Origin of the sequence: Pseudoselenomonas ruminantium (assembly GCF_900104055.1) — a bacterium.
In the GTDB taxonomy this organism is placed as follows: Bacteria; Bacillota; Negativicutes; order Selenomonadales; family Selenomonadaceae; genus Selenomonas_A; species Selenomonas_A ruminantium_C.
This window is the reverse complement of record NZ_FNJQ01000006.1, coordinates 19,961-42,096: the sequence shown is the minus strand read 5'-3', so window position 1 is coordinate 42,096 and position 22,136 is coordinate 19,961. Positions and strand designations below refer to the sequence as shown.

Annotated in this window: 17 protein-coding genes; all 17 read right to left on the bottom strand. The window is 53.6% G+C overall.

Translation table 11 applies throughout. The features are described 5' to 3' along the window. Nucleotides 1-79: 79 nt before the first annotated feature. Nucleotides 80-1,168, bottom strand: coding sequence for an ABC transporter substrate-binding protein (locus BLQ59_RS04180; RefSeq protein WP_074571672.1), 1,089 nt, complete (start codon nucleotides 1,166-1,168; stop codon nucleotides 80-82). Then, entirely contained in the window at nucleotides 1,165-1,965 is an 801-nt protein-coding gene (locus BLQ59_RS04175) for an ABC transporter permease (RefSeq protein WP_074571671.1), read from the bottom strand. The genes BLQ59_RS04180 and BLQ59_RS04175 overlap by 4 nt, the downstream gene beginning before the upstream one ends. Beyond that, the gene (locus BLQ59_RS04170; protein WP_074571670.1) at nucleotides 1,965-2,810 is read right to left on the bottom strand and encodes an ABC transporter permease; all 846 of its coding nucleotides are present in this window, start codon (nucleotides 2,808-2,810) and stop codon (nucleotides 1,965-1,967) included. The genes BLQ59_RS04175 and BLQ59_RS04170 overlap by 1 nt, the downstream gene beginning before the upstream one ends. After that, the gene (locus BLQ59_RS04165) at nucleotides 2,803-3,873 is read right to left on the bottom strand and encodes an ABC transporter ATP-binding protein (RefSeq protein ID WP_074571669.1); all 1,071 of its coding nucleotides are present in this window, start codon (nucleotides 3,871-3,873) and stop codon (nucleotides 2,803-2,805) included. Before BLQ59_RS04165 ends, BLQ59_RS04170 begins: the two co-directional genes overlap by 8 nt. 129 nt (nucleotides 3,874-4,002) lie before the next feature. After that, entirely contained in the window at nucleotides 4,003-4,788 is a 786-nt protein-coding gene (locus tag BLQ59_RS04160; RefSeq protein ID WP_074571668.1) for a ZIP family metal transporter, read from the bottom strand. Then, nucleotides 4,788-8,690, bottom strand: a complete 3,903-nt coding sequence (gene addA, locus BLQ59_RS04155) for a helicase-exonuclease AddAB subunit AddA (RefSeq protein ID WP_074571667.1) — start codon at nucleotides 8,688-8,690, stop codon at nucleotides 4,788-4,790. The genes BLQ59_RS04160 and addA overlap by 1 nt, the downstream gene beginning before the upstream one ends. After that, nucleotides 8,656-12,231: a helicase-exonuclease AddAB subunit AddB gene (gene addB, locus BLQ59_RS04150; RefSeq protein WP_074571666.1), complete on the bottom strand. Its 3,576-nt coding sequence runs from the start codon at nucleotides 12,229-12,231 to the stop codon at nucleotides 8,656-8,658. Before addB ends, addA begins: the two co-directional genes overlap by 35 nt. 48 nt (nucleotides 12,232-12,279) lie before the next feature. Further along, nucleotides 12,280-13,215: a phenylacetate--CoA ligase family protein gene (locus BLQ59_RS04145; RefSeq protein WP_081342444.1), complete on the bottom strand. Its 936-nt coding sequence runs from the start codon at nucleotides 13,213-13,215 to the stop codon at nucleotides 12,280-12,282. 81 nt (nucleotides 13,216-13,296) lie between these two features. Next, nucleotides 13,297-14,085, bottom strand: a complete 789-nt coding sequence (locus BLQ59_RS04140; RefSeq protein ID WP_074571664.1) for a CheR family methyltransferase — start codon at nucleotides 14,083-14,085, stop codon at nucleotides 13,297-13,299. A 61-nt stretch (nucleotides 14,086-14,146) separates the two neighbouring features. After that, nucleotides 14,147-14,281, bottom strand: coding sequence for a hypothetical protein (locus BLQ59_RS16340; protein ID WP_256324597.1), 135 nt, complete (start codon nucleotides 14,279-14,281; stop codon nucleotides 14,147-14,149). Beyond that, nucleotides 14,282-14,728 carry an Hsp20/alpha crystallin family protein gene (locus BLQ59_RS04135; RefSeq protein WP_074571663.1) on the bottom strand — a complete coding sequence of 149 codons (447 nt, stop codon included), beginning with the start codon at nucleotides 14,726-14,728 and terminating at the stop codon, nucleotides 14,282-14,284. A 71-nt stretch (nucleotides 14,729-14,799) separates the two neighbouring features. Continuing rightward, complete coding sequence (locus BLQ59_RS04130; protein ID WP_074571662.1) at nucleotides 14,800-16,185, bottom strand: protein O-GlcNAcase; 1,386 nt, start codon at nucleotides 16,183-16,185, stop codon at nucleotides 14,800-14,802. 12 nt (nucleotides 16,186-16,197) lie between these two features. Continuing rightward, nucleotides 16,198-17,346 carry an acyltransferase family protein gene (locus BLQ59_RS04125; protein WP_074571661.1) on the bottom strand — a complete coding sequence of 383 codons (1,149 nt, stop codon included), beginning with the start codon at nucleotides 17,344-17,346 and terminating at the stop codon, nucleotides 16,198-16,200. A gap of 18 nt (nucleotides 17,347-17,364) precedes the next feature. Further along, complete coding sequence (locus BLQ59_RS04120; RefSeq protein WP_074571660.1) at nucleotides 17,365-18,612, bottom strand: methionine gamma-lyase family protein; 1,248 nt, start codon at nucleotides 18,610-18,612, stop codon at nucleotides 17,365-17,367. Between the two features lie 5 nt (nucleotides 18,613-18,617). After that, nucleotides 18,618-20,417 carry a GTPase HflX gene (hflX, locus tag BLQ59_RS04115; protein WP_074571659.1) on the bottom strand — a complete coding sequence of 600 codons (1,800 nt, stop codon included), beginning with the start codon at nucleotides 20,415-20,417 and terminating at the stop codon, nucleotides 18,618-18,620. A gap of 13 nt (nucleotides 20,418-20,430) precedes the next feature. Beyond that, the gene (locus BLQ59_RS04110; RefSeq protein ID WP_074571658.1) at nucleotides 20,431-21,432 is read right to left on the bottom strand and encodes a nucleoid-associated protein; all 1,002 of its coding nucleotides are present in this window, start codon (nucleotides 21,430-21,432) and stop codon (nucleotides 20,431-20,433) included. Then, complete coding sequence (locus BLQ59_RS04105) at nucleotides 21,419-22,129, bottom strand: hypothetical protein (protein WP_074571657.1); 711 nt, start codon at nucleotides 22,127-22,129, stop codon at nucleotides 21,419-21,421. The genes BLQ59_RS04110 and BLQ59_RS04105 overlap by 14 nt, the downstream gene beginning before the upstream one ends. Nucleotides 22,130-22,136 lie beyond the last annotated feature (7 nt).

Genomic DNA, 22,136 nt, shown 5'->3' with positions numbered 1-22,136 from the left:
AAAAACAACTCCTTTGTTCTTGGAAATTTGTCTATAGATATATTATTCCACAAAGAAGCTGTTTTTCCTTTATTTATTATTAGTCTACTTTTACCTGCAGCCAAAGTTTCGTGTAGAGCTTGTCCAAAGCCTCACCCAAATAGCTGTAGGATTCCTGGCCTTTGTAGACCTCTTCCGGCGGGAAGGCCACATCAACATACTCACCGAGGTCTTCTTCCACCTCATCGCGCACAGTTATGTTCGGCGTGGAATAGCCCAGTTCTTCAAAGTTAGCGGCCGCGATGTCCGTGCGGCACATGAAATCGATGAACTTATGCGCATTTTCCACATGGCGGGCATTCTTCGGAATCACCCAGCTGTCAATCCAGACATTCGTTCCTTCCTTGGGTGCTGGCTGGAAGCGGAGATCCGGATTGGACTTCATGAGCTTGATGGCTTCGCCGGAGAAGATGACGCCCAAGGCGGCCTCACCGGAGCTCAGCTTGTCGCGGATATCGTCCACGCCATAGGCCTGCACCAGCGGTTTCTGCTTGATCAGCAGGTCACGGGCTTCCCGAAGTTCTGCCTCATTGGTGGTGTTCATGGAATAGCCCAGCAGCCGCAAGGGAATCATGATCGCATCGCGGGCCGAATCCTGCATCAGGATATTGTCCTTATACTTTTCATCCCAAAGGATTTTCCAGCTATCCACAGGCTCCTGCACCATCTTCGTATTGTACATGATGCCTACGGTGCCCCAGCAATAGGGGACGCTGTACTTGCCTTCACGGTCAAACATTTTTGACTGGTCAAAGAAGTCCTGCCCGATATTCTTGCGGGCATTGGGCAGCTGGCTGAAATCCAGCGGCTGGAGAAGGTCATTATGAATGAGCTTGTTGATCATATAGTCGGAAGGACATAGCACATCATAGGCCTCAGCCCCTTCGGCAATGCGAGGATACATGCTCTCGTTGGTGTCGTATTCATCGAGCACGACCTTGATACCGGTTTCCTCTTCGAACTGCTTGATAACATCCTCGCTAAGATAATCGCCCCAGCTGTAAACGTAGAGGACATTTTCGCCCTCTTCTTCCTCCTCGGCAAACATATCGCAGCCGGTCAGTGTGAAAGTTGTGAGTACCAACATCACCAGCAACAGGGAACGCAGGTATTCATTTAACCATTTCATGCTTCCTGCCCCCTTTTCTCCGCCTGGCGATAACGGTTGATTACCTTATAGTTGAGCATCAGCAGGGCTGCAAAGACCAGCACGCCACAGAAAAACAACGTGGACAGGGCATACATCTCCGGATGCACGCCGAGTTTCAATTCCGCATAGATTTCCGTAGTCAGCGTCTCGATGCCTGCACCTTTGGTGAAATACGTCACGATGAAGTCATCGGCACTCATGGCAAAGGAGAGCAGGAACGCGGCGATGATACCTGGCATCAGCTCCGGCAGGATGACCTTGCAGAAGGCCTGCAACGGTGTCGCCCCCAGATCGCGGGCCGCCTCATACCAGACATTATCCATTGTGAGTACCTGCGGCAGGATGCAGAGCATCGCATAGGGCAAGCTGATGACGATATGGGCCAGCAGGATGGTATCGTAACCAAGCTTCAGTCCCAGACCAAGGAAGAGCAGCATCAGCGAAATGCTGGTAACGATATCAGCGTTAAGCAGAGGAACATTGGCCAGCCCCCGCAGGAGCATCCGGCTCTGCCGTCCCATCTGCCGCATGCCCAGAGCTGTGAGCAGAGCCAATAAAGTTGCCAGCAGGGCAGACGTTACGCCGATGGTCAAGGTATTGGAAAAAGCATTGATGATATCTTCGCTCTCCAGCAGCTTTTCATACCATTCCCAGGTAAAGCCCGTCCACTGCCCGCGATAGCGGCTCGCATTGAAGGACTGGGCAATCAGCACCACGATGGGCGCATAGAGGAAAGCCACAATGAGGCCGAGATAGGTGTTCTTGATTTTCTGCATTATGGCCTTGCTCCTTTCTTCGCCTGCTTGCCCGTTTCACCATTTTCCGTGAAGGCTTCCAGCAGGATATTCAGGATGATGAAGACCATAAGCACCATCGAAAGGGCGCTTCCCAGCTGCCAGTCATAGGCCGCCGTAAATTCCTGTTCAATGATATTACCGACCAGCAATACCTTATTGCCGCCCAGCAGGGCACTGATCACGAAGGTGGTCAGCGCCGGAATGAACACCATAGTGGAACCGCTGACAATGCCCGGCATGGACAAAGGCAGGAGCACCCGCCGCAAAGTCTGATAGGGATTAGCCCCCAAATCCCGGGCCGCTTCGATGATGCTGTTATCAATGCGGTTGATTGCCACATAGAGCGGCAGCACCATATACGGCAGAAAATTATAGACCATGCCGATGATGATGGCCAGCGGCGTGTTGATGATATGCACTTTCGGCATACCGATTACCTGCAAGAACATATTGAGCAGACCATGCTTTTCCAAGATTGTCTGCCAGGCCATGGTAGTCAGCAGCGAATTCATCCAAAGCGGCAGCAGGAACAACACAAAGACCAGAAGGCCGCGGCTTTCCTTGCGCTCCCGCAGGATCAAGCACAAAGGATAGGCCAATACCAGACAGATAAAGGTGCTGACAAGCGCCAGCTCTACCGAAAGCCCCAGCGCTTTCAGATATTCCCATTGCAATACCGTCTGCAGATGTTCCAGCGTAAAACCGCCCGTCTCGGCCTTCAGACCGTTCCAAAGGACAAAGAACAGCGGCAGCACGATGAACAGGACGGACCAAAGACCGAAGGGCAGAGCCAAAAACCGCTGCGTAGACAGTCGCTCATTCATCGCTCACGGCCTCCTCGTCCTCGGACTCGGGCTTAGCCATGATCTGAATATTAGAAGCAGCTAATTTTAAGCCCACTTCCTTGCCCTGTTCATGACCCGTGATGGTCTGCACCAGCCATTCAAAGCCGCCCGCTTCAATGGTGATATCATAGACCGTGCCCTTGAAGATGACCTGCTTGATTTTGCCCGTGAACTGACCGTCCTCGGGTGCACAGATCTGAATATCCTCGGGGCGGATCTGCACATCTACCGGCACATTTTCGCCAAAGCCCGTATTGATACAAGGAATATCCTTGCCCAGCAGATGCACGAGCTTATCCCGCACCATGATGCCGTCAATGATATTGCTGTCGCCGATAAAGTCGGCCACAAAAGCGTTCTCCGGCTCATTGTACACGTTTTCTGGCGTGCCGATCTGCTGAATCCAGCCCTGGTTCATGACCACGACCGTATCGGACATGGACAGGGCTTCTTCCTGGTCATGGGTGACGAATACAAAGGTAATGCCCAGTTCCCGTTTGATCTTGACCAGTTCCCGCTGCATGTTCTGCCTCAGCTTCAGGTCAAGCGCAGAAAGCGGCTCATCCAAAAGCAGCACCTTTGGCTCGTTGACAATGGCCCGGGCAATGGCAATGCGCTGCTGCTGGCCGCCGGACATCTGGGTTACCCGGGCATGTTCATAGCCATCCAGGTTCACCAGCTTCAGGGCATATTTTATCTTATCGCGAATGTAACTTGCACTCTTCCCCTTGAGTTTCAGACCGAAAGCGATATTTTCCGCCACGTCCATATGGGAGAACAGCGAATACTTCTGAAACACTGTATTGACCTGACGCTTTTCCGGCTGCAGGTTCGTGATATCCTGCCCGTCAAACCAGATCTTACCGCTGTCCGGTGTCTCAAAGCCACCAATCATGCGCAGGATCGTGGTCTTGCCACAGCCTGACGGCCCCAAAAGGGTTACAAATTCATTCTCGTGAATCGTTAGATCCAGGTCTTCCAAGATTTTCCGACCATCATAACTTTTGTTGACGCGTTCAAGACGCAGAAGCTCTTTTTCCATTTATCGTCCCTTTTCTCGTTCTGTATTTGCGCCATAGGGCGCAGAAGCTGCTGACAGCATACATTGCCTTGTCAACAGCTTGCGATATCAATCATAGCATATTTAATTAGAAAAATCTATATTTACCATTTAACCTAACGCCACATCCAAAGTCATCATCAGCGTGAACCCCAGGGCAAAAGTCAGCACGCCGATGTCGCTATGCTCACCGGCTGACATTTCCGGGATGAGCTCTTCCACCACGACATAGATCATGGCACCGGCGGCGAAGGCCAGTAAATATGGCAAAACAGGCAGGACATAGGTTGCGGCCAGAATGGTCAAGACAGCGCCGATGGGTTCGACGATACCCGAGAGCATGCCGCTGATGAAGGATTTGTGCTTGCTCATCCCCTCCGCCCGCAAGGGCAGGGAGATGATGGCGCCTTCGGGGAAGTTCTGGATGGCGATGCCGATGGAAAGCGCCAAAGCACCGCTCAGCGTGATATCGGCATTGCCAGCCAGCCAGCCGGCAAACACCACGCCCACAGCCATACCTTCGGGGATGTTATGGAGCGTCACGGCCAGCACCAGCATGGCAGTTTTGGGAAGGCTGCACTTCGGTCCTTCGGCTTCCTCCGTATCCAAATGCAGATGCGGAATCACATGGTCCAGCAGCAGCAAAAACAATGTTCCTGTCCAAAAACCGGTTACAGCCGGCACAAAGGCCCATCTGCCCATATCCGCACTGCCATCCATCGCTGGAATCAGCAAACTCCAAATGGAAGCCGCCACCATCACGCCGGCTGCAAAGCCCATCAGGCCTTTTTGCACGCCGGCTTTCAATTCTTTTTTGAGTATATAGACGCAGGCGGCGCCCAAGGTGGTTCCCAAAAAGGGAATCAATAGCCCCTGCATGATTTCTACCGATAGCATCAAGCTTCCTCCTTAACCGTGGTATCCATGGGCACAAAACTGCCATTCTGCAGCAGATAGAGATAGCTCCTGTCCACCTTCCGCCCCAGGATGGCCTCCACAGCACTGCGATACAGGTCCAGCTGTATCTGATAGCGCCGCCGGATGCGGTCCGGATTGGTCATTTTGTCAGTTTTGTAGTCAATCAGGATAAGCTCACCGGCAGCCGTTTCCACGAGCAGATCAATCACGCCCTGCGTGAATACCCGTTCATCTTCCTCCTGCACTTCGGGATAAAAATCCTTCGCTTTAAGCATCCGGCTAAAGGGCAGTTCGCGGTAAAGGCTGCGGGCCTCTTTCACCTGCGCCCCCAGCGACGACTCAAAGAAGCCCTGTATGCCCTTGATATAAACGACCTTGCCGGCGCCTTCGGGCAGGATCCCCCTGGCCTCAAGATCTGCCACCTGCTTTTTGATGCCCTGATAGCTCAGATCGCCATGGAAGTCCAGCCGCTGCATGACCGTATGCATGACGGTGCCCCGCTCCATTGGCGAAAGCGTTTTGCGCACCTCCTGCATAAAACGCGGACGTGCCCAGTCCGTCTCGATATCCTCTGCGGCCTTTTCCACAAATGTCAGGGAACTTGTGTCCGTTACCGCTTCCAATTCTTCCTGCTCGTTCATGACAATCAGCTGCCGGGCTGCAGGCAGTTCTTCATCGGGTTCTTCCCCGGCCGCAAAGCGTCGCTTGATTTCCGTGACGGTGAGCTTGGCTGGGACGTTAGTCAGGCCTTTATCATCATATTGCCACTCCAGTATCTGCTCTACCTGTTCCTTATGAGCAGATGCCGGCATGGGCTGCAAGCGGCAAGAGGCCCGCAAGAGTTCATTCGTCATATCCTCTTCCTGCTTATCCGCCGTAATCTTCTCTGCCGGGCAGAGGTTTACCCGGATTAGGGCATCTGGCTCAATTTGCTGCTCCAGGTTTGAGGTCACATCTTCCAACCCCGCTTCTTTTCGCAAAGGAAGGCCCGCACTATGACGGCTCAAGGCCATGGCCACCCAATCCAGATAGCTGTTTGCACCCGTGATTGCAAAGGTCGGCAGCTGCACATCTGCCTGTTCCACAAACTTACAGTATTTCTGGAATTTCTTCTCCAGGGCTTTTCCCTTGACCACACCAGTAAGGATCAGCTTTTCCCGCGCTCTGGTCATAGCCACATAAAGGATGCGCATTTCCTCAGCCTTTGCTTCGGCGCGGATTTTCGTACAGACTGCCTGCCATGGCAGGGATTTATAGATCTGCCGCCCTACCCGCGAACGTTGGGCAATCTTTACGCCGATACCTAAGTCCTTGTGCATCAGGAAGGAACTGTTCAAGTCCTTGAAATTGAAGCCCTTGGCCGTATCGGCCACGATAACCACAGGGAATTCCAGACCTTTGCTGCGGTGGATGGTCATGATCTGCACCACGTTCTCGCTGGCGCCCAAAGTTCTGGCTACGGACAAGTCCGTTTCCCGCTTCTGCAGGTTCTCGATAAAGCGCAGGAAGCGGAACAGGCCCCGATAATTCGTGCGCTCATAGTCGGCCGCCCGGTCGGCGAGCATGCGCAGATTGGCCTGCCGCAGAAGCCCCCCCTTTAGACCGCCTACATAGTCATAATAGCCCGTTTCTCGATAAAGCAGCCAAATCAATTCCGGCACGCTATGACTGATGGCGTAGCTGCGCCAGCGGGCCAAATCGGCCTGGAACGCTGCCGTGCGAGCAGCCAATCCTTGCGGCAATTTGCTATCCAACGAGAAGCTGGAGAGCAGTCCGTCATAAAGGTCGCCGGTTTCTGACGCCAGGCGGATCTGCGTAAGTTCTTCCATGGAAAAACCGCCAATCGGGGAAGCCAGTACCGCAGCCAACGGGATATCCTGCCGCACATTGTCGAGGACTTTCATGAGGGCCAGCATCAGCCGCACTTCCGCCGCTTCGAAGTACCCGCCATCCACATTGGCATAAGCCGGGATACTGCTTCTGCGCAGGGTTTCGAGCAGGATATTGGCCTTGCCGCTGACTGCCCGCAAAAGCACCGCGATATCCCGGTAAGCAATGGGACGATACGTTCCCTGATCCTTATCGAAAACAAAGGGGTTATCCTCCATCAACTTGGCAATGCGCTGGGCAATATACTGCGCTTCGAGCTTGAACCCCTGCAGCTCCTCCTCGCTATCATCCTCTGCCGCCGTATCCACAGGGGCTTTTTTCTTTTCCTTCGCATCGGGCTGTTCCTGCAAGATCAAGTCTAATTCCAGTGGCCCCTTCAGCGTATGTTCATGTTCCGTATAATCCAGCGAACCGGGGTAAAGCTTGCTGCGCTCATCATAGTCGAGATCTGCCGCTTCTCTCGTCATGATCTGGTCAAAGATGAAGTTGATGGGTGCGAGCACCTCCGCCCGACTGCGGAAGTTCTTCTTCATGGTGATCAGCATATTCTTGTCATCTGCCGCCGGTTCTTCCACGAAACTGTCATACTTGGCCTGGAAAAGCGTCGGATCAGCCAGGCGGAAACGATAGATGCTCTGCTTGACATCACCGACGGTAAAGCGATTGTCCTCCCGGGCAATCAGGTTCAGGATGGTCTCCTGCACGCCATTGGTATCCTGATACTCATCTACCATAATGGACTTGTATTTCTCCCGTAAGGCCAAAGCCGCCTCGCTGGGAATGACCATGCCTGTCTCATCTTCCGTACTGAGAATCTGCAGTGCATAATGTTCCAAATCGTTGAAGTCCAGCACATTACGCTCTTTCTTAGCCACCTGCAAAGCCGCAGAAAAATCCAGCGCCAGCTGGGCATAAACCGCTGCAGCCTGCTGATTGGCATAGATATCCGCCTCCAGCTGCTCCGCCGACTGCCTCATATAATTTTCGTCAAACTTTTTCAATTCCTTTTTTACCGCATCCCGGCTATTGACAAAAGCCTGCCGGATCTGCGGATAGTCGTTCTTCAAATCATTGTAGACTTTTCCCCGCATGGCTGCCCAGGAAAAATTACTGACCTGATAAGTCAGCTCATCCCACTTTCCTTTATCCGGTGCATCAGCCAACAGATAAAAAGCTTCCCGGATAGCATCCAAGCCTGCTAAGTCCTGCTGCATCAGTTCGCCATAAGGCGCCCAGGCCGCCTGAAAGGCTGGTTCTGGGTTCTTCCTGCCCAGCACGGCCACATCCTCATATTGACGGATGATGGCCATCAGCCCGTTCTTCATCTCCGGAATCACTGCGGTCAGCCAAAGGGAATCGGCCAGGGTCTCCGCCTTCCGTTCCTGCTGGCCTTGCAGCCATTTTTCCGGAAAGGGCTGGCTCTGGGCAAAGGCATGGAGTTTCAGGATGGCCGCTTTTATCGTCTCGTCATCCTTTTCATCGCCATAGTCATCCATAAAGGAGATAAACGACTCCCAAGCCGGCATGTCCTCTGCCTGCATAGGCCGTTCGTATTTTTCCGTCAGCATCGTTTCCAGAACATCCTGCTTCATTATGGTCATTTCCTGTTCGCTGGCCAGACGGAACTTCGGATCTACATCGATATTTTCGATATGCTGACGGATTAACCGCTGACAGAAGGAATGGAATGTGCTGATATCGGCACCGGTCAGCAAGATTATCTGTCGTTCCAGACGAGCAGCCATCTTCCGATCTGTAATTCCATCTAATTCCCTTGCCAAGGCCCCTTCAATGCGCTCACGCATCTCGGCTGCCGCTGCATTGGTAAAGGTCACGACCAATAATCCATCCACATCCATTTCGTCTTCGGTGATCTGGTGGATAATACGCTCCACCAGCACCCGCGTCTTGCCGGAACCAGCAGCCGCAGCCACAAGTATATTGCGGCCGCAGGTCTCAATGGCCTTTTGTTGATCCTCGGTGAATTGCATCAGCTAAATCCTCTCTTCCTATTTTCTCCGCCATGCGGCACTCCATTTCCTGTTCGTCAAAATCATGCACATCGTTATAGGCAAAGCCCTCAATATCCGGATCAAAGCCACAGAGCACCCGATAATTGCAATACTTGCAGGCCGTGCGTTCACCATTCCGGTAGGGTTTGATTGCAATATCCCCGGCCAGGATTGCCCTGCCGGTATCCCGCAGGATATAATCCACATAGCCCAGCAACAGTTCAAATTCCTGCGCCGTACGTACGGATTTGGCCGTGGCCTGGCTGAGTTCTCCCTTACTCGTCATTTGGGGCTTGATATAGTTCAATTCCGCATCAATACTGCGAATCACATCCATATCTGCGAGCACCCACCCCGGCATGGTAAGTTCCTTGCGGATAGCCTTCGCCAACTCCTCATCGCTAAGCTGTTGGCTGGCGGATATGGTCGGATTTTTCAGCAGGGAATAGAGTATGCCTGCCGGCAGCCGCTCCGTATCCTGCTGCTTCAAAAGTTCCTGCCCTACGAGCATATAAACCAACAACTGCAACTTCAAGCCATAATAGACTTCAAAGAGATTGATGGCCGCCTGTCCGGTCTTGTAATCAAGAATCAAAAAATACGGACTGGCCTGATGGATATCCAGCCGGTCAATCTGCCCTTTCAAGGACAAAGCGAAACCATTACCCAAAGGCAAGGGTGTCAGCTGCACCTTATCTGCCTTATGACCAAAACCTTCTTCAAAATAAGCCGGCTGGAATTCCGACACTGCCGCCCAGGCCGACAGATGATTGACTGCCTGCAAAGCCGTAGCCTCCATGCGCCGCTTGTAATGGCGGTAATCCGGACGGCTCAGCAGGATCTCACTCTGCAGACGCGGCGCAATGGTTTCCACCAGTTCATGGCAGATATCCCCCCGGCGCTCTTCGGGCACATCCTGCCAGCGACGGTCATAATCACGGCTGACCATTTCCCCGTATTCGCGGATGACCTCATGCAGCAACTGCCCCAGATCCATATGCCGGAATTCATAGGTGTGCCGCTCCTGCAGTTTCAACCCATATTGGGCAAAATGGCTGAACGGACACTGCCGGAACTTCTCGAACTGCGTGACACTGCCCCGCAGGAACTTGCCCTGCAGATAGATGGCCTGCGCCAGCTCCGTGGGAATCTCACCCACCGGCGCCTTAGGAGATAACCCTGCCAGTGCCAGCTTCATCGGCCGCTGCAGATCCGGCTGCTTTAAGGCCCAGTTATACACATCCCGCCAGAATTCATCCATCTGCCCTTCGTCGCGCTGGCCGCGCAGGGCATTGGCCAGCCCGGATACCGCCGGCACTGGTGCCGATAACTGCAACAGATCATGACGCCCCAGCGTTTCCAGCGGAATGGAATCCAGCTCCAGCTTTGGGAAACAATGCCGCAGCTTTCCCACCAGAGAGGCTGGCTGCAGGCCGTTGCCCTCCGCATCGGCCAAGGCATAGGAAATCCAAAGGTACTCGCTGGCTTCGTTGAACCCACGATAGAGTAGGAATCGTTCACCAAAACTGCGCTCCAGACTGCCCCGGGAAATCATGGGCTTTTGACCATCACCTGCAGGCATTTTCTCCAAGGCTTCGGCTAGGTGCAGCCGATCCGCATCGGTAAACATCCCCGCCTCACTGATACGCCGTGGCATAGCCCCGGCATTAGCCCCCAGAATATAGATGGCCCGGCTGCCGGCCATGCTGTTCTGGTCCAAGGAAGCGACGGTCACATAGTCAAGTCCCGGCGGAATCAGGGACAGGCTCACAGCATCGAGCCCATCCCCGAGCACGGCTGCAAAATCACTAAGACTCATCTTCTCCTGACCACTGATTTCCACAAGCTGGTCGAAGAATTCCATGATATCTTCCCAGATCTGACGATGTTCGGCCGCTTCGGCCATGCGGCCCTCAGCCTCAGCCACTTCCTGCCACTTGGCCAGATGGGCTGGCACTTCCAGCGCCACCAGGAAATCATAAAGCGCCGTAACCTGACCGGTCACAGTTTCGGCCTGCCGGATTGACCGGTCAAAAATGCTTAACGCCTCCACTGCCTGCCGCCGCAAGCCATCCAGCAACTGCAGCCGTTGCTGCGTTTCTGCGTCCACTTCTTCCTCTTCCGTATCCAATGCGTAACGCCGATGCCAATTCCAATCCTCTGTCTGCAGCCAACGCTTGCGCCCGCGGATGCCGAATTCCAGCACATAGTTTTCAAGCTTGTCCACATCATCCCGCACCAGCGGGAAAAAGCCCGTACGCAGGCAGCGGAAGATGTTCTCGTAATTCCAGCCACGCTGTACGACCTCAAGTGCCGAACGCAGCAGTTCTGCCAGCGGATGATGGATGCTCTGCCGCTTGCCATCCTGGAAAAACGGGAGGCCATAGTCCTGAAAGACCAGTGGCAGGATACCATCATAATCCTCGGCATTGCGAATCAGCACGCCGATTTCCCGATAGCGATAGCCCTCTTCACGCACCAGCCGCAGGATATCCGCCGCCGCCGTCTCCACCTCGATACGGCGGTTGGCCGCTTCTACCAGACGCAGATTCTCTACTTTCTCCTGCATAGCCTCTGCCTGACCGAATAACGTTCTCTCCAGCCAAGCCAAAGCCGAATTTTTCGCACGATGATTTTCCGTCAGCAATGTCACCGGCTGCCAGAAGAAAGACTGATTGGGTACCAGTTCCTGCAGCAGACGGCAGATATTTTCCATCGTGCGGTAGGGGCGGTTGAACAGCCCGGTTTCATTGGTATTCTCAGGCAGCTGGAAATTAACTGGCCCGCCCGGCAGCGGGGTGCCCATCATGGGCAGGGTGATATGGACTTTGGCTGCGCTGGCGAGGATGGCGGCCAGCACATTCATTTCCTGCGGGTTGAAGAACACAAAGCCGTCAATCCAGACTTCGGCGCCCCGCATAAGCTGCGCCTGCGGGATTTTCTCAGCCAGGATATTCATGAGATCTTCCGCATCACTCTTGCGGCCAGCCATGGCTGCCGCAAACTCATCAGCCAATATGCTGAGTTCCCGCACCTTGCCCAAGAGCCGCTCCTGTCCCGTGCCCACCATCTCTGCAGCCTGCCGCAGGGTATCCGTGGTCAGACGGTAACTCTTGATTTCCTTGATCGTATCGGACAGGGTTTCCGTAAAGCCCCGCTGCCTTGCCGCCCGCGCAAAGACCGTCAGGTCCTTAGCCTTCTGATGCTGCAATAAAAGCTTCTGCAAAAGAAGCCGCCGCCCCACATCGCTGATGCGCGGTATATCGCCACCAGTCTCCATCAGGATTTGCCGGGCAAAGCGCCGGAAGCCGAACACATAGGCCCGGAAAAATCCCTGCCCATTCTGCTCCATCATCATGGCCAGTTCCCGCTCAGTCTTATAGGTCATATGCTCCGGCAGGAGCAAGATTAGCGCCGGCCCTAAAGGCCGCGCCTCCATTTCCGCCTGCATGGCCGAAAGGCAGGCATGTGTCTTGCCCGTGCCGCTGCGGCCGATGATAAAATCCAAAGTTGCTGTCATTGTCATTCCTCACATAAAAAGCCTTCCCCCAAGGGGAAGGCAATTTTCTCACATAAATGTAAATGGTGTCGTTACCCTGTATAGTGTCCTTCCGCAATCACATACATCCGTTTCCAGCATCACTGCCTGTCCGGTGCGGTAGCGAATCAGCGGCACTGCTTCGGCTGCCAGCGTGGTCACTACGAGCTCGCCCATCTGATGGGGTTCGGTCACCACATGGCTGCTATGGAACGCCACAATTTCCGGATAGAAATAATCCTCCTGGATATGATATCCCTTATGGGCTTCACACTGGAAAAGCATGCTGGCCGTACCCAATTCTGCCGGCTCATAGAGATTGTAGACCGTCGCATGGGTGCGGTCGGCAATATGGCGCTGCATGGCATTCTGCAGTCCCTGCTGGTTCAAGCAGATGATCCTGGTCAGCGGATAGTCCGCAATGTTCTTGCCTGTAGCCTGCAGCTGGATAATCAGCTGCATGATAAGCTGCGGCGAGCTCACAATGGTATCCATGCTGATGAGTTCCATCATGCGCAGCCACTGCCGGTAGTCCGTGCCCATAGCCACCACAGTCGCGCCGAGCATCTCGAGCGCATACTGGATATCCATGATGCGGCTGTCCGCCATATCTCCCTGCAGGGCCACCACGGAAGTCTGATTGATGCCTGCAGCCACCAGACCGCGCGTCATCATCTCGACATTATGGCCGATATCGCCGGCGGTATAGAACTTCGTCACCTCGCCATTTTCCTGCTGCACCACGCTGAAGCGGATGATGCCCGATAACGGCATGGTCAGCATATCGAGCGAATCAATCTGGAAGAGTTCATTAGCGGTCAGGAAAGGAAGCCTCCGGATGTCCTCAAGGCTCTTGATGTCACCTGCCGACACTCCTGCCTTGGTAAACTTCTGCTGGTAGAAGAAACTCTTTTCCTCTGCCCATTTCAGCTGTTTCTGCAGGCGCTCTAACTGCAAGGCTTGCATTCTTTCCCTATCTAGTTGTTCTATCTGTTGATTCGCGTACATGACTTAGCTCCGATCTTTTCGTAATAATTGGCGTTTTTCTTATGCCAAAGGCTTTTGATAGAAGAACGGCTGGAAACTGGTATAGCCTAATTTGCGGAAGTTCAGGATGGCCTCAGTGGCACCGACAAAAAGGATGCCACCTGGCTTCAGGGCCTTGAAGAAGTTGGCATAGAGCTGATCCTTGGCTTCCTCGGTGAAGTAAATGACCACATTGCGGCAGAGGATCAGGTCAAAGCCATTCTCAAAGGGATCCTTCAAGAGATTATGCCGCTTGAATTCGATGCAGCTCTTGATATCCTGGCTGACCGCGTATTTATCTCCCTCAACAGTCGTGAAATACTTATTGAGGCGCTCCGGCTTCATGGCCTTGATCTCGTCCTTGGTATAGACACCTCTCTTGGCCTTGGCCAGGATTTCGATATCGAGATCCGATGCCAGGATGCGATGGCGGGTGGCCGGTGTCATTTCCTTCATGATAATGGCCAGTGAATACGGCTCTGCCCCGATGGAGCACCCCGCACTCCAGATATTTAGTTTCGGCGAACGCTTCAAGAGATCCGGAATTACATCTGTCTCCAGCTTGCCGAATTTCTCCGGCGTACGGAAGAACTCCGACACGTTGATGGTCAGATATTCAATGAACGCCGCGAAATCATCCTTATTCTTGGCCGCATTGTCAAAATACTCCACATAGGAATCCATGCTGGCTCTGGTCACCAGATTGCCAATACGCCGTTTCATCTGCGGTTCTTTATATAGATCGAGGTCAATTTCCGTCTTGGCCTTCAGTTTTCTCTTAAACTCCGCCCAATCCTTTTCATCCATCATCTTTAGTCCCTCCCAATCTCCTCTGGTCAGCTTGATAAACGAATCCTGTTTACTCTATGTACTATTCCCTTTCCATCCAAAAAAATCCTGCCTCTTCCTGCAAGACCGTGAAAATATTTTCCCATTCTTTCAATATTCTATCATAAAAAAAGCCTGCTGGCACCTTTTGGGGCAGCCAGCAGGCTTTCAGCTTCAATCACTCGATATCAAATACCGTACGGTTTTCGTCTTCCGTCTGTTTCGGCAGGACGATATGCAGGATACCATTCTCAAAAGCCACGTTGACGGCCTTCTTGTCAATGCCATCAATGTAGAACGTGCGCTCGAAGTCGCCAGCTTTGCGCTCCCGGCAGAGATACTTGATGCTGGCATCCACAGCCTCGGCCCGCTGGGCCTTGATGCGCAGGTAATTGTCATCATCATAGGAAACCGTGATCTGCTCCTTATAGAAGCCCGGCAGTTCCGCAAAGAGCTCGTAGGCCGTATCGGTCTCAATCACATCCACCTTGAAGGAGGACAGGGCTCCGCTGACCTTGCCCAGCGGATTCAGGGACTGCTCGGCGGCATAGCTCAACACCTTTTCCAAAACATCATAACCACGCTCCGCGTTTTCCCGGAGATGAAATGGTACTGCTCTAAACATAAGAACCCCTCCCACAGATAAAATGGAAAACTTGCTTCGATGTGTCCTATTATACTATAATATTCAGAATATTACAAGCGCGCTGCCAATTTATCCAAAAAGGTCCGCGCTGTCTCTTCTGATACCTGCGCATCCTTATCATGGACCTTCACTTCATCCAGCAGCTGCCGGAATTCTGCCCGTCTGTGCTTCTCGCCGTTCATCACCCGAATGCCCAGCATGTCCGCCTGCAGGATGCGGTGGAACTGTGCCAGCTGCGGCTGGCATTCCTTCAATACATTGGCTGGCAGTTCTTGCTGCAGTTTCACGACCGACTGGTCCAGTGTTTCCAGTTCGGCCAGCAGTTTTTTCTCGACTGCCTTATCCGGCCCCTGCCAATAGGTTTCCATCAGCTGCCGCATTTCCAGGCCGTCTTCCGGTCCAATCACGGCCCAACTTACCACCATATGCTGGCTGTGACCGGCAAAGGCTTCCATAGCCGGCGCCAGCTTGCCATATTGTGCCTTGATGGCTTTCTGCCAAGATTTATTGGCATCGTACTTCGCCGGATTCTGTGCATAGTCAGCACCGGTAGCCAGCGAGATCTTTGACAGCTCCGCATGCTTCATGGGGTTGTAGAAGATGGCCGGGATATCCGACTTCACCGGCATTTTCTCAATGGGCCCCAAAGCCAGTTTAGATTCACGGTAATCGCTGACAGGATAGTTCCACCAGATGCCCAGCTGACGCCCGTAAAGCGCATTGGCCTTGGCATAATCCTCATCGGTCAGGCCGTCGGGCACCACCTTTTCCCCTGTGTATAGCACAAGAATATCCTTATCCAGCGTATTGGAAAAATCCCGGGTGTACTCCTTGATCTGCCCATCCGCTTCCATATCCAGCCGATAGTATTCCGTGGGCACAGTAATCAGCGGTGACACATCCTTATGCTTGGCGATGAAGTTCTCATTGAGCCAGTTCAGGAACTCGGCCTGCCCCTTGGCATCCTTGTTCTTGATATCATCATAGAAGATGGCAAAATCCCGCACGCCCATCTCGTACATGGCCGTGAGTTTCTGTTCCATCGCCAGTTTGTCAGCCTCGACCTGCGGGCCGTCAAAATGGATGTCAAGCCCCGGCGAGATTGCAAAGATGAACTTGACCTGCTGCTTCTTGGACTCATCAATCAAAGCCTGCAACTCGACCATCTTATCGGCCGGATACGGCTCCCGCCACTTGGCCCGGTGATAAGGATCATCCTTTGGGGCATAGATATAGGCATTGAGCTTATGTTCATGGCAGAACTTCAGCATATCCAGCCGGTCAGCCTGCGACCAGGGCGTGCCATAGAAACCTTCCACGATCCCCCGCAAGGGAATGGCCGGCGCACTGGATGCCGGCAGGTTGCCACACAGAGAAACCGCCAGCAAGACCGCCAGCCCCAACAGGTATTTCCATTTGCCTTGTAAGAAACACATCACAATCCCTCCTTAAAGTTTAAAGATAATCTGCCGCTTATACAGGAAATTGGCCACAGGCAGCCAGAGCAACACCCAAACAAAAGCAAACACCGCAATACTCAAAGGCGCGCCGAGCACGCCCAGCAGCGTATGTTCCCAAAGCCAGGGATAGATTGCTGTGCCCTGAACCTTTATATACCAAAACAGCAATAACAGCCGATCCGGCACAATAAAGAAAAACAAAGGGTTCGTGCCCAACAGCCGGCAGGGCGTAAACAACCACTTCATAAAATCCGGAAACAGACTCAAGGCCATCTGCAGAAGGCCCAGCCCCCACATGAAACCGCCGCTGGTAAAGAGTACGTATGGTGCCGTCCAAAGCTGTTTGCTAATGATATCCAGATAGCTCCAGACACCGCCCAAAATCAAAAGCAGCGTGCCACTGACCAGCAGCATCAGCACCCGCTCAAATATGGGCGCACTCTCCAAGGTCAGCTGCCGCCCGGCCAGCATGCCCCACAAAAAAGAGGCTGTGGCTGCGATTGTCCCATAGAGCCCCTCCGGATCAAAGGGCTTTCCGAGGTAACAATGCGCCGCCCCTGGGAAAATCCCATCAATCAGCATACTGATGTTATTGTCCGGACTGAAGGGATTCGTCGTGTCATAGAGATGAAAACATGTCGAGGACAGGGCCAGCAACAGCAGGGACATGATGGCAATATGCTTTTCACTGCGCAGCCACCAGGTGATGATCATGCCGAAGAAATACACCAGCCCCAACCGCTGCAGCACGCCCATGACACGGCCATGCTCCATGATATCGTTCAGCAAAGAGCCGCCCGCCTCCGGCGAAAAACAATGCTGCAGAAGCAGCGGAAGCTGATTCAGGATAAGTCCAAACAGGAACAACAGGACTGAGCGCTTCAGGATTATGCTGAATTTCTCGCCAAAACTGTCATCCCTGTGTTTGGCAAACCACAGGGATGCTGACACACCCATAATAAAGACAAATCCCGGGAAGGCCAGATCCGCAATGGTCAGCCCCGCCCACGGGGCATGCAACAGCAGCGGATAGGCCTGTTCAAAATTTGGCAGGGAATTGACCAGCAGCATGATGGCTATCGTCAATCCCCGGAATATATCTATGGCGACCAGGCGCCGAGTATCTCGTAGCAACATAGCAGCCCTCTATATACCTTATTTTTCTTCAATATCCTCAATGGCCTGCGCTGCACCCATGATGCCGATCACGGCATGTTCAAAGGTCAGGCCGCCCTGCAGATAGACATTGTAAGGTGCCCGCATGGGGCCATCCGCGCTGAATTCGATGGACGCGCCCTGCACGAAAGTACCGGCTGCCATGATGATCTGGTCAGCATAGCCCGGCATATCCCAGGGTTCCGGCGCCGCATAGGAATCCACCGGCGAATACTTCTGGATGCCGCCGCAGAACGCGATGAGTTTCTCTGCCGTGCCCAGCTCGATGGCCTGAATGATATCACCGCGCACATCCGTCGGCAACGGCAGAGTCTTGTAGCCCAGGCGGGCGAACATACCAGCCGCAAAGATTGCGCCCTTGATGGACTGGGCCACCACATGCGGAGCCAGGAACAGACCTTGGAACAGCAAGCGGTTATTGGCCAGGCTTGCGCCCAGCTCATCGCCCATGCCCGGTGCCGTCAGTCGGTAGGAAGCCAGCTCCACCAATTTGTCCTTGCCCACGATATAGCCGCCCGTCGGCGCAATGCCGCCGCCCGGGTTCTTAATCAGGGAACCGGCCATGATATCGGCACCCACCTGCGTCGGTTCCAGCGTATCCACGAACTCGCCATAACAGTTATCCACAAAGCAGATACAGTCCGGCTTGATGCGGTGCACTTCGGCGCAGATGGCCTCGATATCCTCGATGGACAGCGGATTGCGCATGCTATAGCCGCGGGAACGCTGAATCTCCACCATCTTGGTTTTGGAAGTGATGACGTTCTGGATGCCTGCCATATCGACCTTGCCGTCAATCATGGGCAATTCATTATAGAGCACACCGAATTCCTTGAGCGAACCGGGGCTCGGATTGTCATAGCCGATAACCGTCTGCATGGTATCATAGGGCTTGCCCGTCAGAGACACCAGTTCGTCACCGGGGCGCAGGATGCCAAACAGCACCGTCGCCAAAGCATGGGTGCCGGACACGAACTGCGTGCGCACCAAGGCCCGCTCCGCGCCAAAGATCTTGGCATAGAGTTCTTCGAGTTTGCCCCGGCCGATATCATCATAGGCATAACCGGAAGTCGTGTTGAAATGGGCATCGGATACCTTGCACTCGCGCATGGCATCCAAAACCTTCAGCGTGTTTTCCTCGGCAATGCCGTCCACACAGGCAAAGAGCTCGCGGGACTCAGCGAGCACTTCCTGTTTCAAGTCAACGATTTTTTGCGAAAAAGCCAAAACGATTACTCCTTTAGTTCATATTGTACGAAATTATCTTTTTCCGACAGAGGCAGGCGCACTTCTACTTTCGTGCCCGCCTCCTCATAGGCCGTCTCCACCACGGCATTGAGCTGATGCAGCCTCGTGACCGCCGCGCCCTCAGCATAGGGAATCAACAGCGTCATGCGCACCTGGCTTTCCTGGAAAAAGCCCTCGATGCGCCGCTGCAGGGCATCGAGATTCTCCCCGGTCATGGCCGAGATAAAGACGCCGTCACGGCCGCGCAACAGCTGTTCCCGGATATGGGGATTATCCAGCTGATCCGCCTTGTTGAAGACATAGAGCACGGGCTTGTTATCCGCCTCTAATTCCTTGAGCACCGAAACCACCGCTTCAATCTGGGCTTCGAGATTCTCATTGCTGCAATCCACCACATGCAGCAGCAGATCTGCCTCCTGCACTTCCTCCAGCGTGGCCCGGAAAGCCTTGACCAGCGTATGCGGCAGCTTCTGGATGAAGCCAACCGTATCTGTTAAAAGTATATCCTGCTTTTCCGGCAACTGCAAGTGCCGGGTGGTCGGGTCCAGCGTAGCAAAGAGCTTATCCTCGGCAAAGACCTCCGAACCGGTCAGTTTATTCAACAGCGTGGATTTCCCCGCATTGGTATAGCCCACCAGCGCCACCAACGGAATCTGCGATTCCTTACGTCGCTTGCGGTGCAGGGTGCGGCTTTTCTTCATGCCCTCAATCTGCTCTTCGATGTCGTGGATCTTGCTGTAGATGCGCCGCCGGTCCACTTCAAGCTTTGTTTCACCGGGGCCGCGGGTACCGATACCGCCACCCAGACGGGAAAGCGCCAAACCTTGGCCGCTGAGGCGCGGCAGATTATAGCGCAGCTGCGCAAGCTCCACCTGCAGCTTGCCTTCCCGCGAGTGGGCCCGCTGGGCAAAGATATCGAGGATCAGCGCCGTGCGGTCAATGACCTTGACGCCGAGCATACGCTCTAAGTTATGCTGCTGGGAGGGCGTGAGTTCATCATCGAGAATCAACAGCGTTGCTTCGAGGTTCTGAATCTCCATAGCCAGTTCATTGACCTTGCCCTTGCCCAGGAAAAACGCCGCATCGGGCTTTTCCTTGCGCTGGGTGAACGTGGCCACTACTTTTGCCCCGGCGGTATCGGCCAACCGTTCCAGCTCTGCCATGGATTCTTCGATGGGCCAGCTGCTGCCAGGGCGCTCCACGCCAGCCAATATTGCCCGTTCCACCTCGTCTTCCGTGGACTTCGTGCTCTGGGCCGCCAGTTTCTTGTTGACCACCGTCACCAGCATGTTCAGGTTGATCTGCGCGAGCACCTTGTCCTCTGCCGGGCCGTACTGCGTCAGCAGCTGCGCACCGTCCTCGCTCATCTCCCCGGCAAAGAAGGCCAGGCAGCCGATAATCTTGCCATCCCTGCGGCCAATGGCAGCCATGCAGTCAAAGCGCAGACGCCGCAAGGATGACAGGTCAGGCGCACTAAGCCGCACATCCCCGCTCGGATGGGTATGGATGCAGCGGATGCCCGACAGCCGCAGATCCGAGCGCGTTTTCTGCTTGAACTCCGGCAGGTCCACCGTCGCCGTATCCCCCAAGGACACCTGCACGACCTTTCCCTGACGGTTCAGATACACCGCCACTTCCCGGTCCGTATCCTCAGTGATGGCGAGCATTTCCTCATTCAATTCTCTGGTAGAAATCTGCCCGATGGGCACCTTGAGCTCATAGAGCGCTTTCAATTTCTCCAGCACATAGGTTTTGATATTGGCCAAATCGCCATTTACTTGCATAGTTTCGCTCCTGTCAACCGCGGTTCACGATATTGCCGATATGCTTGAGCATGATGGAGAGCGTCCCATCCTCATTGTTATGGAACTCCATGAACTCCGTATTGTCGAAGTACTCGGAGGGAATCGTCAGTTCGATGCCCGTATCCGTCTTGAGCTTATGCTTGCACATCTTCTTGATGGTCGCTTCCTGATCCATCTTCACAGGTTCCGTGAAGCCCGCTTCCTTGATGGCATTGTCAAAATCCGCCTGCATGGAAGGATTCTCCTTGAAGATTTCCTTGCCCGCCTCAACCAGATCCAGTTCGTCAGTCGTCTGCATATTTTCCGTCACATAGCTCTTGACCGCCGCTTCCGTGGCCACCTTGTCCTGCCCATAGGCTTCGGCCACCTTGGCCGCCGTCTTGCTGAGGTTCTTGATTGCTTCCTTCGGCGAAGGCGTCAAGCTACATTCGAGCAGGATTTCCGGGAACACCAGGATGCTGTTGCCATCGATCGTGTACTTTTTCGCCGTGACCGAAACTTCCCTCGTTTCGGCATCGATAAAGGCAAATTCCTCCATCTTCTGGGACAGGTTGGGCATGATGGAATAATGATTGATGATCTCGTTCTTAATGCCCGCCTCGGTCTGATTCACCTGATGCGTATAACCGATATGGCTGTTGGATTTGAAGATCACGATCTGCCGCCGGTCATCAATGCGCACATCGGCCACAATCACATCGCTCGACGCCATTTCCTCGGCATGGACGAAAGCATCTTCAAGCTTCTTGCCCAATTCCTTGGAAAAGGGCACAAAGCTCATTTCCCCGCTGAGGTATTCCTTCACCAGCTGGGCACAGTGGCTGTCATCATAGAACGTCCCCGGCTTGGCATCCTGACTGCCCCAGGCTTTTTCGATATGCTTGTGCAGGAAGGTCTCAATGCTGTCCTGTACCGTGAGTTCTTCATCCGAATACACCGTCATGCCGGAGTTGAAATCCAAAATATGCAAGATTGCTTTATCAATTACTATCATAGTGTACCTCATCCTTCTGTTCTTCCGCCCATTGCCTTACCTGCTGCAAGCGGGCCGGCATGCGGGTGCGCAGTTTCTCCTCCAGCTCCCGCAGGTCATTCGAATCAAAATCGTAATTTACATCAGGGATATTCCAGATCCGGGCCTCGGCGAAGAATTCATCCCGGTAAATATTATAGTAGACCGTAAAACTGCTCTCGAGTGCAAAGTTCACATAATCAATGACAATATACGAACCATTATTGATTTTCACCGGTTCAGCCGGCTTGATAAAGAGCTCGAACCCCTCATTTTCTGCCGGCAAATCCCTGCCATACTGCCAATCCGGCAGATTCTTGTCCACCACGATGCTGCTGAGGGTGGCCGGATTGAAATCAGCCATATCCATCAGGAGTTGTTCAAACTGACTATTCAGCAATTCCTCAAACACGGAAAGTTTGCCCGTGATAAACTCAATCCGGGCAAACTCGATCAGGCCGATTTTCAGCCGCACCTTGTACTCACGGGTTTCCTCATGGAAGTAAACGATGGCTCTTTTATGCCAATTTTCATTGACATAGGCATAGAGGTCATACTTATTCTTGCCAATGACCGGCTCCCTATGGAGCTTGAAACCGTGCCACTCCTCCGGCAGGTTTTTCATATATTCCCAGCCAGCCGTCTCCTCTTTTATTTTTGCAATGGTATCTTCTTTCATTAGATGA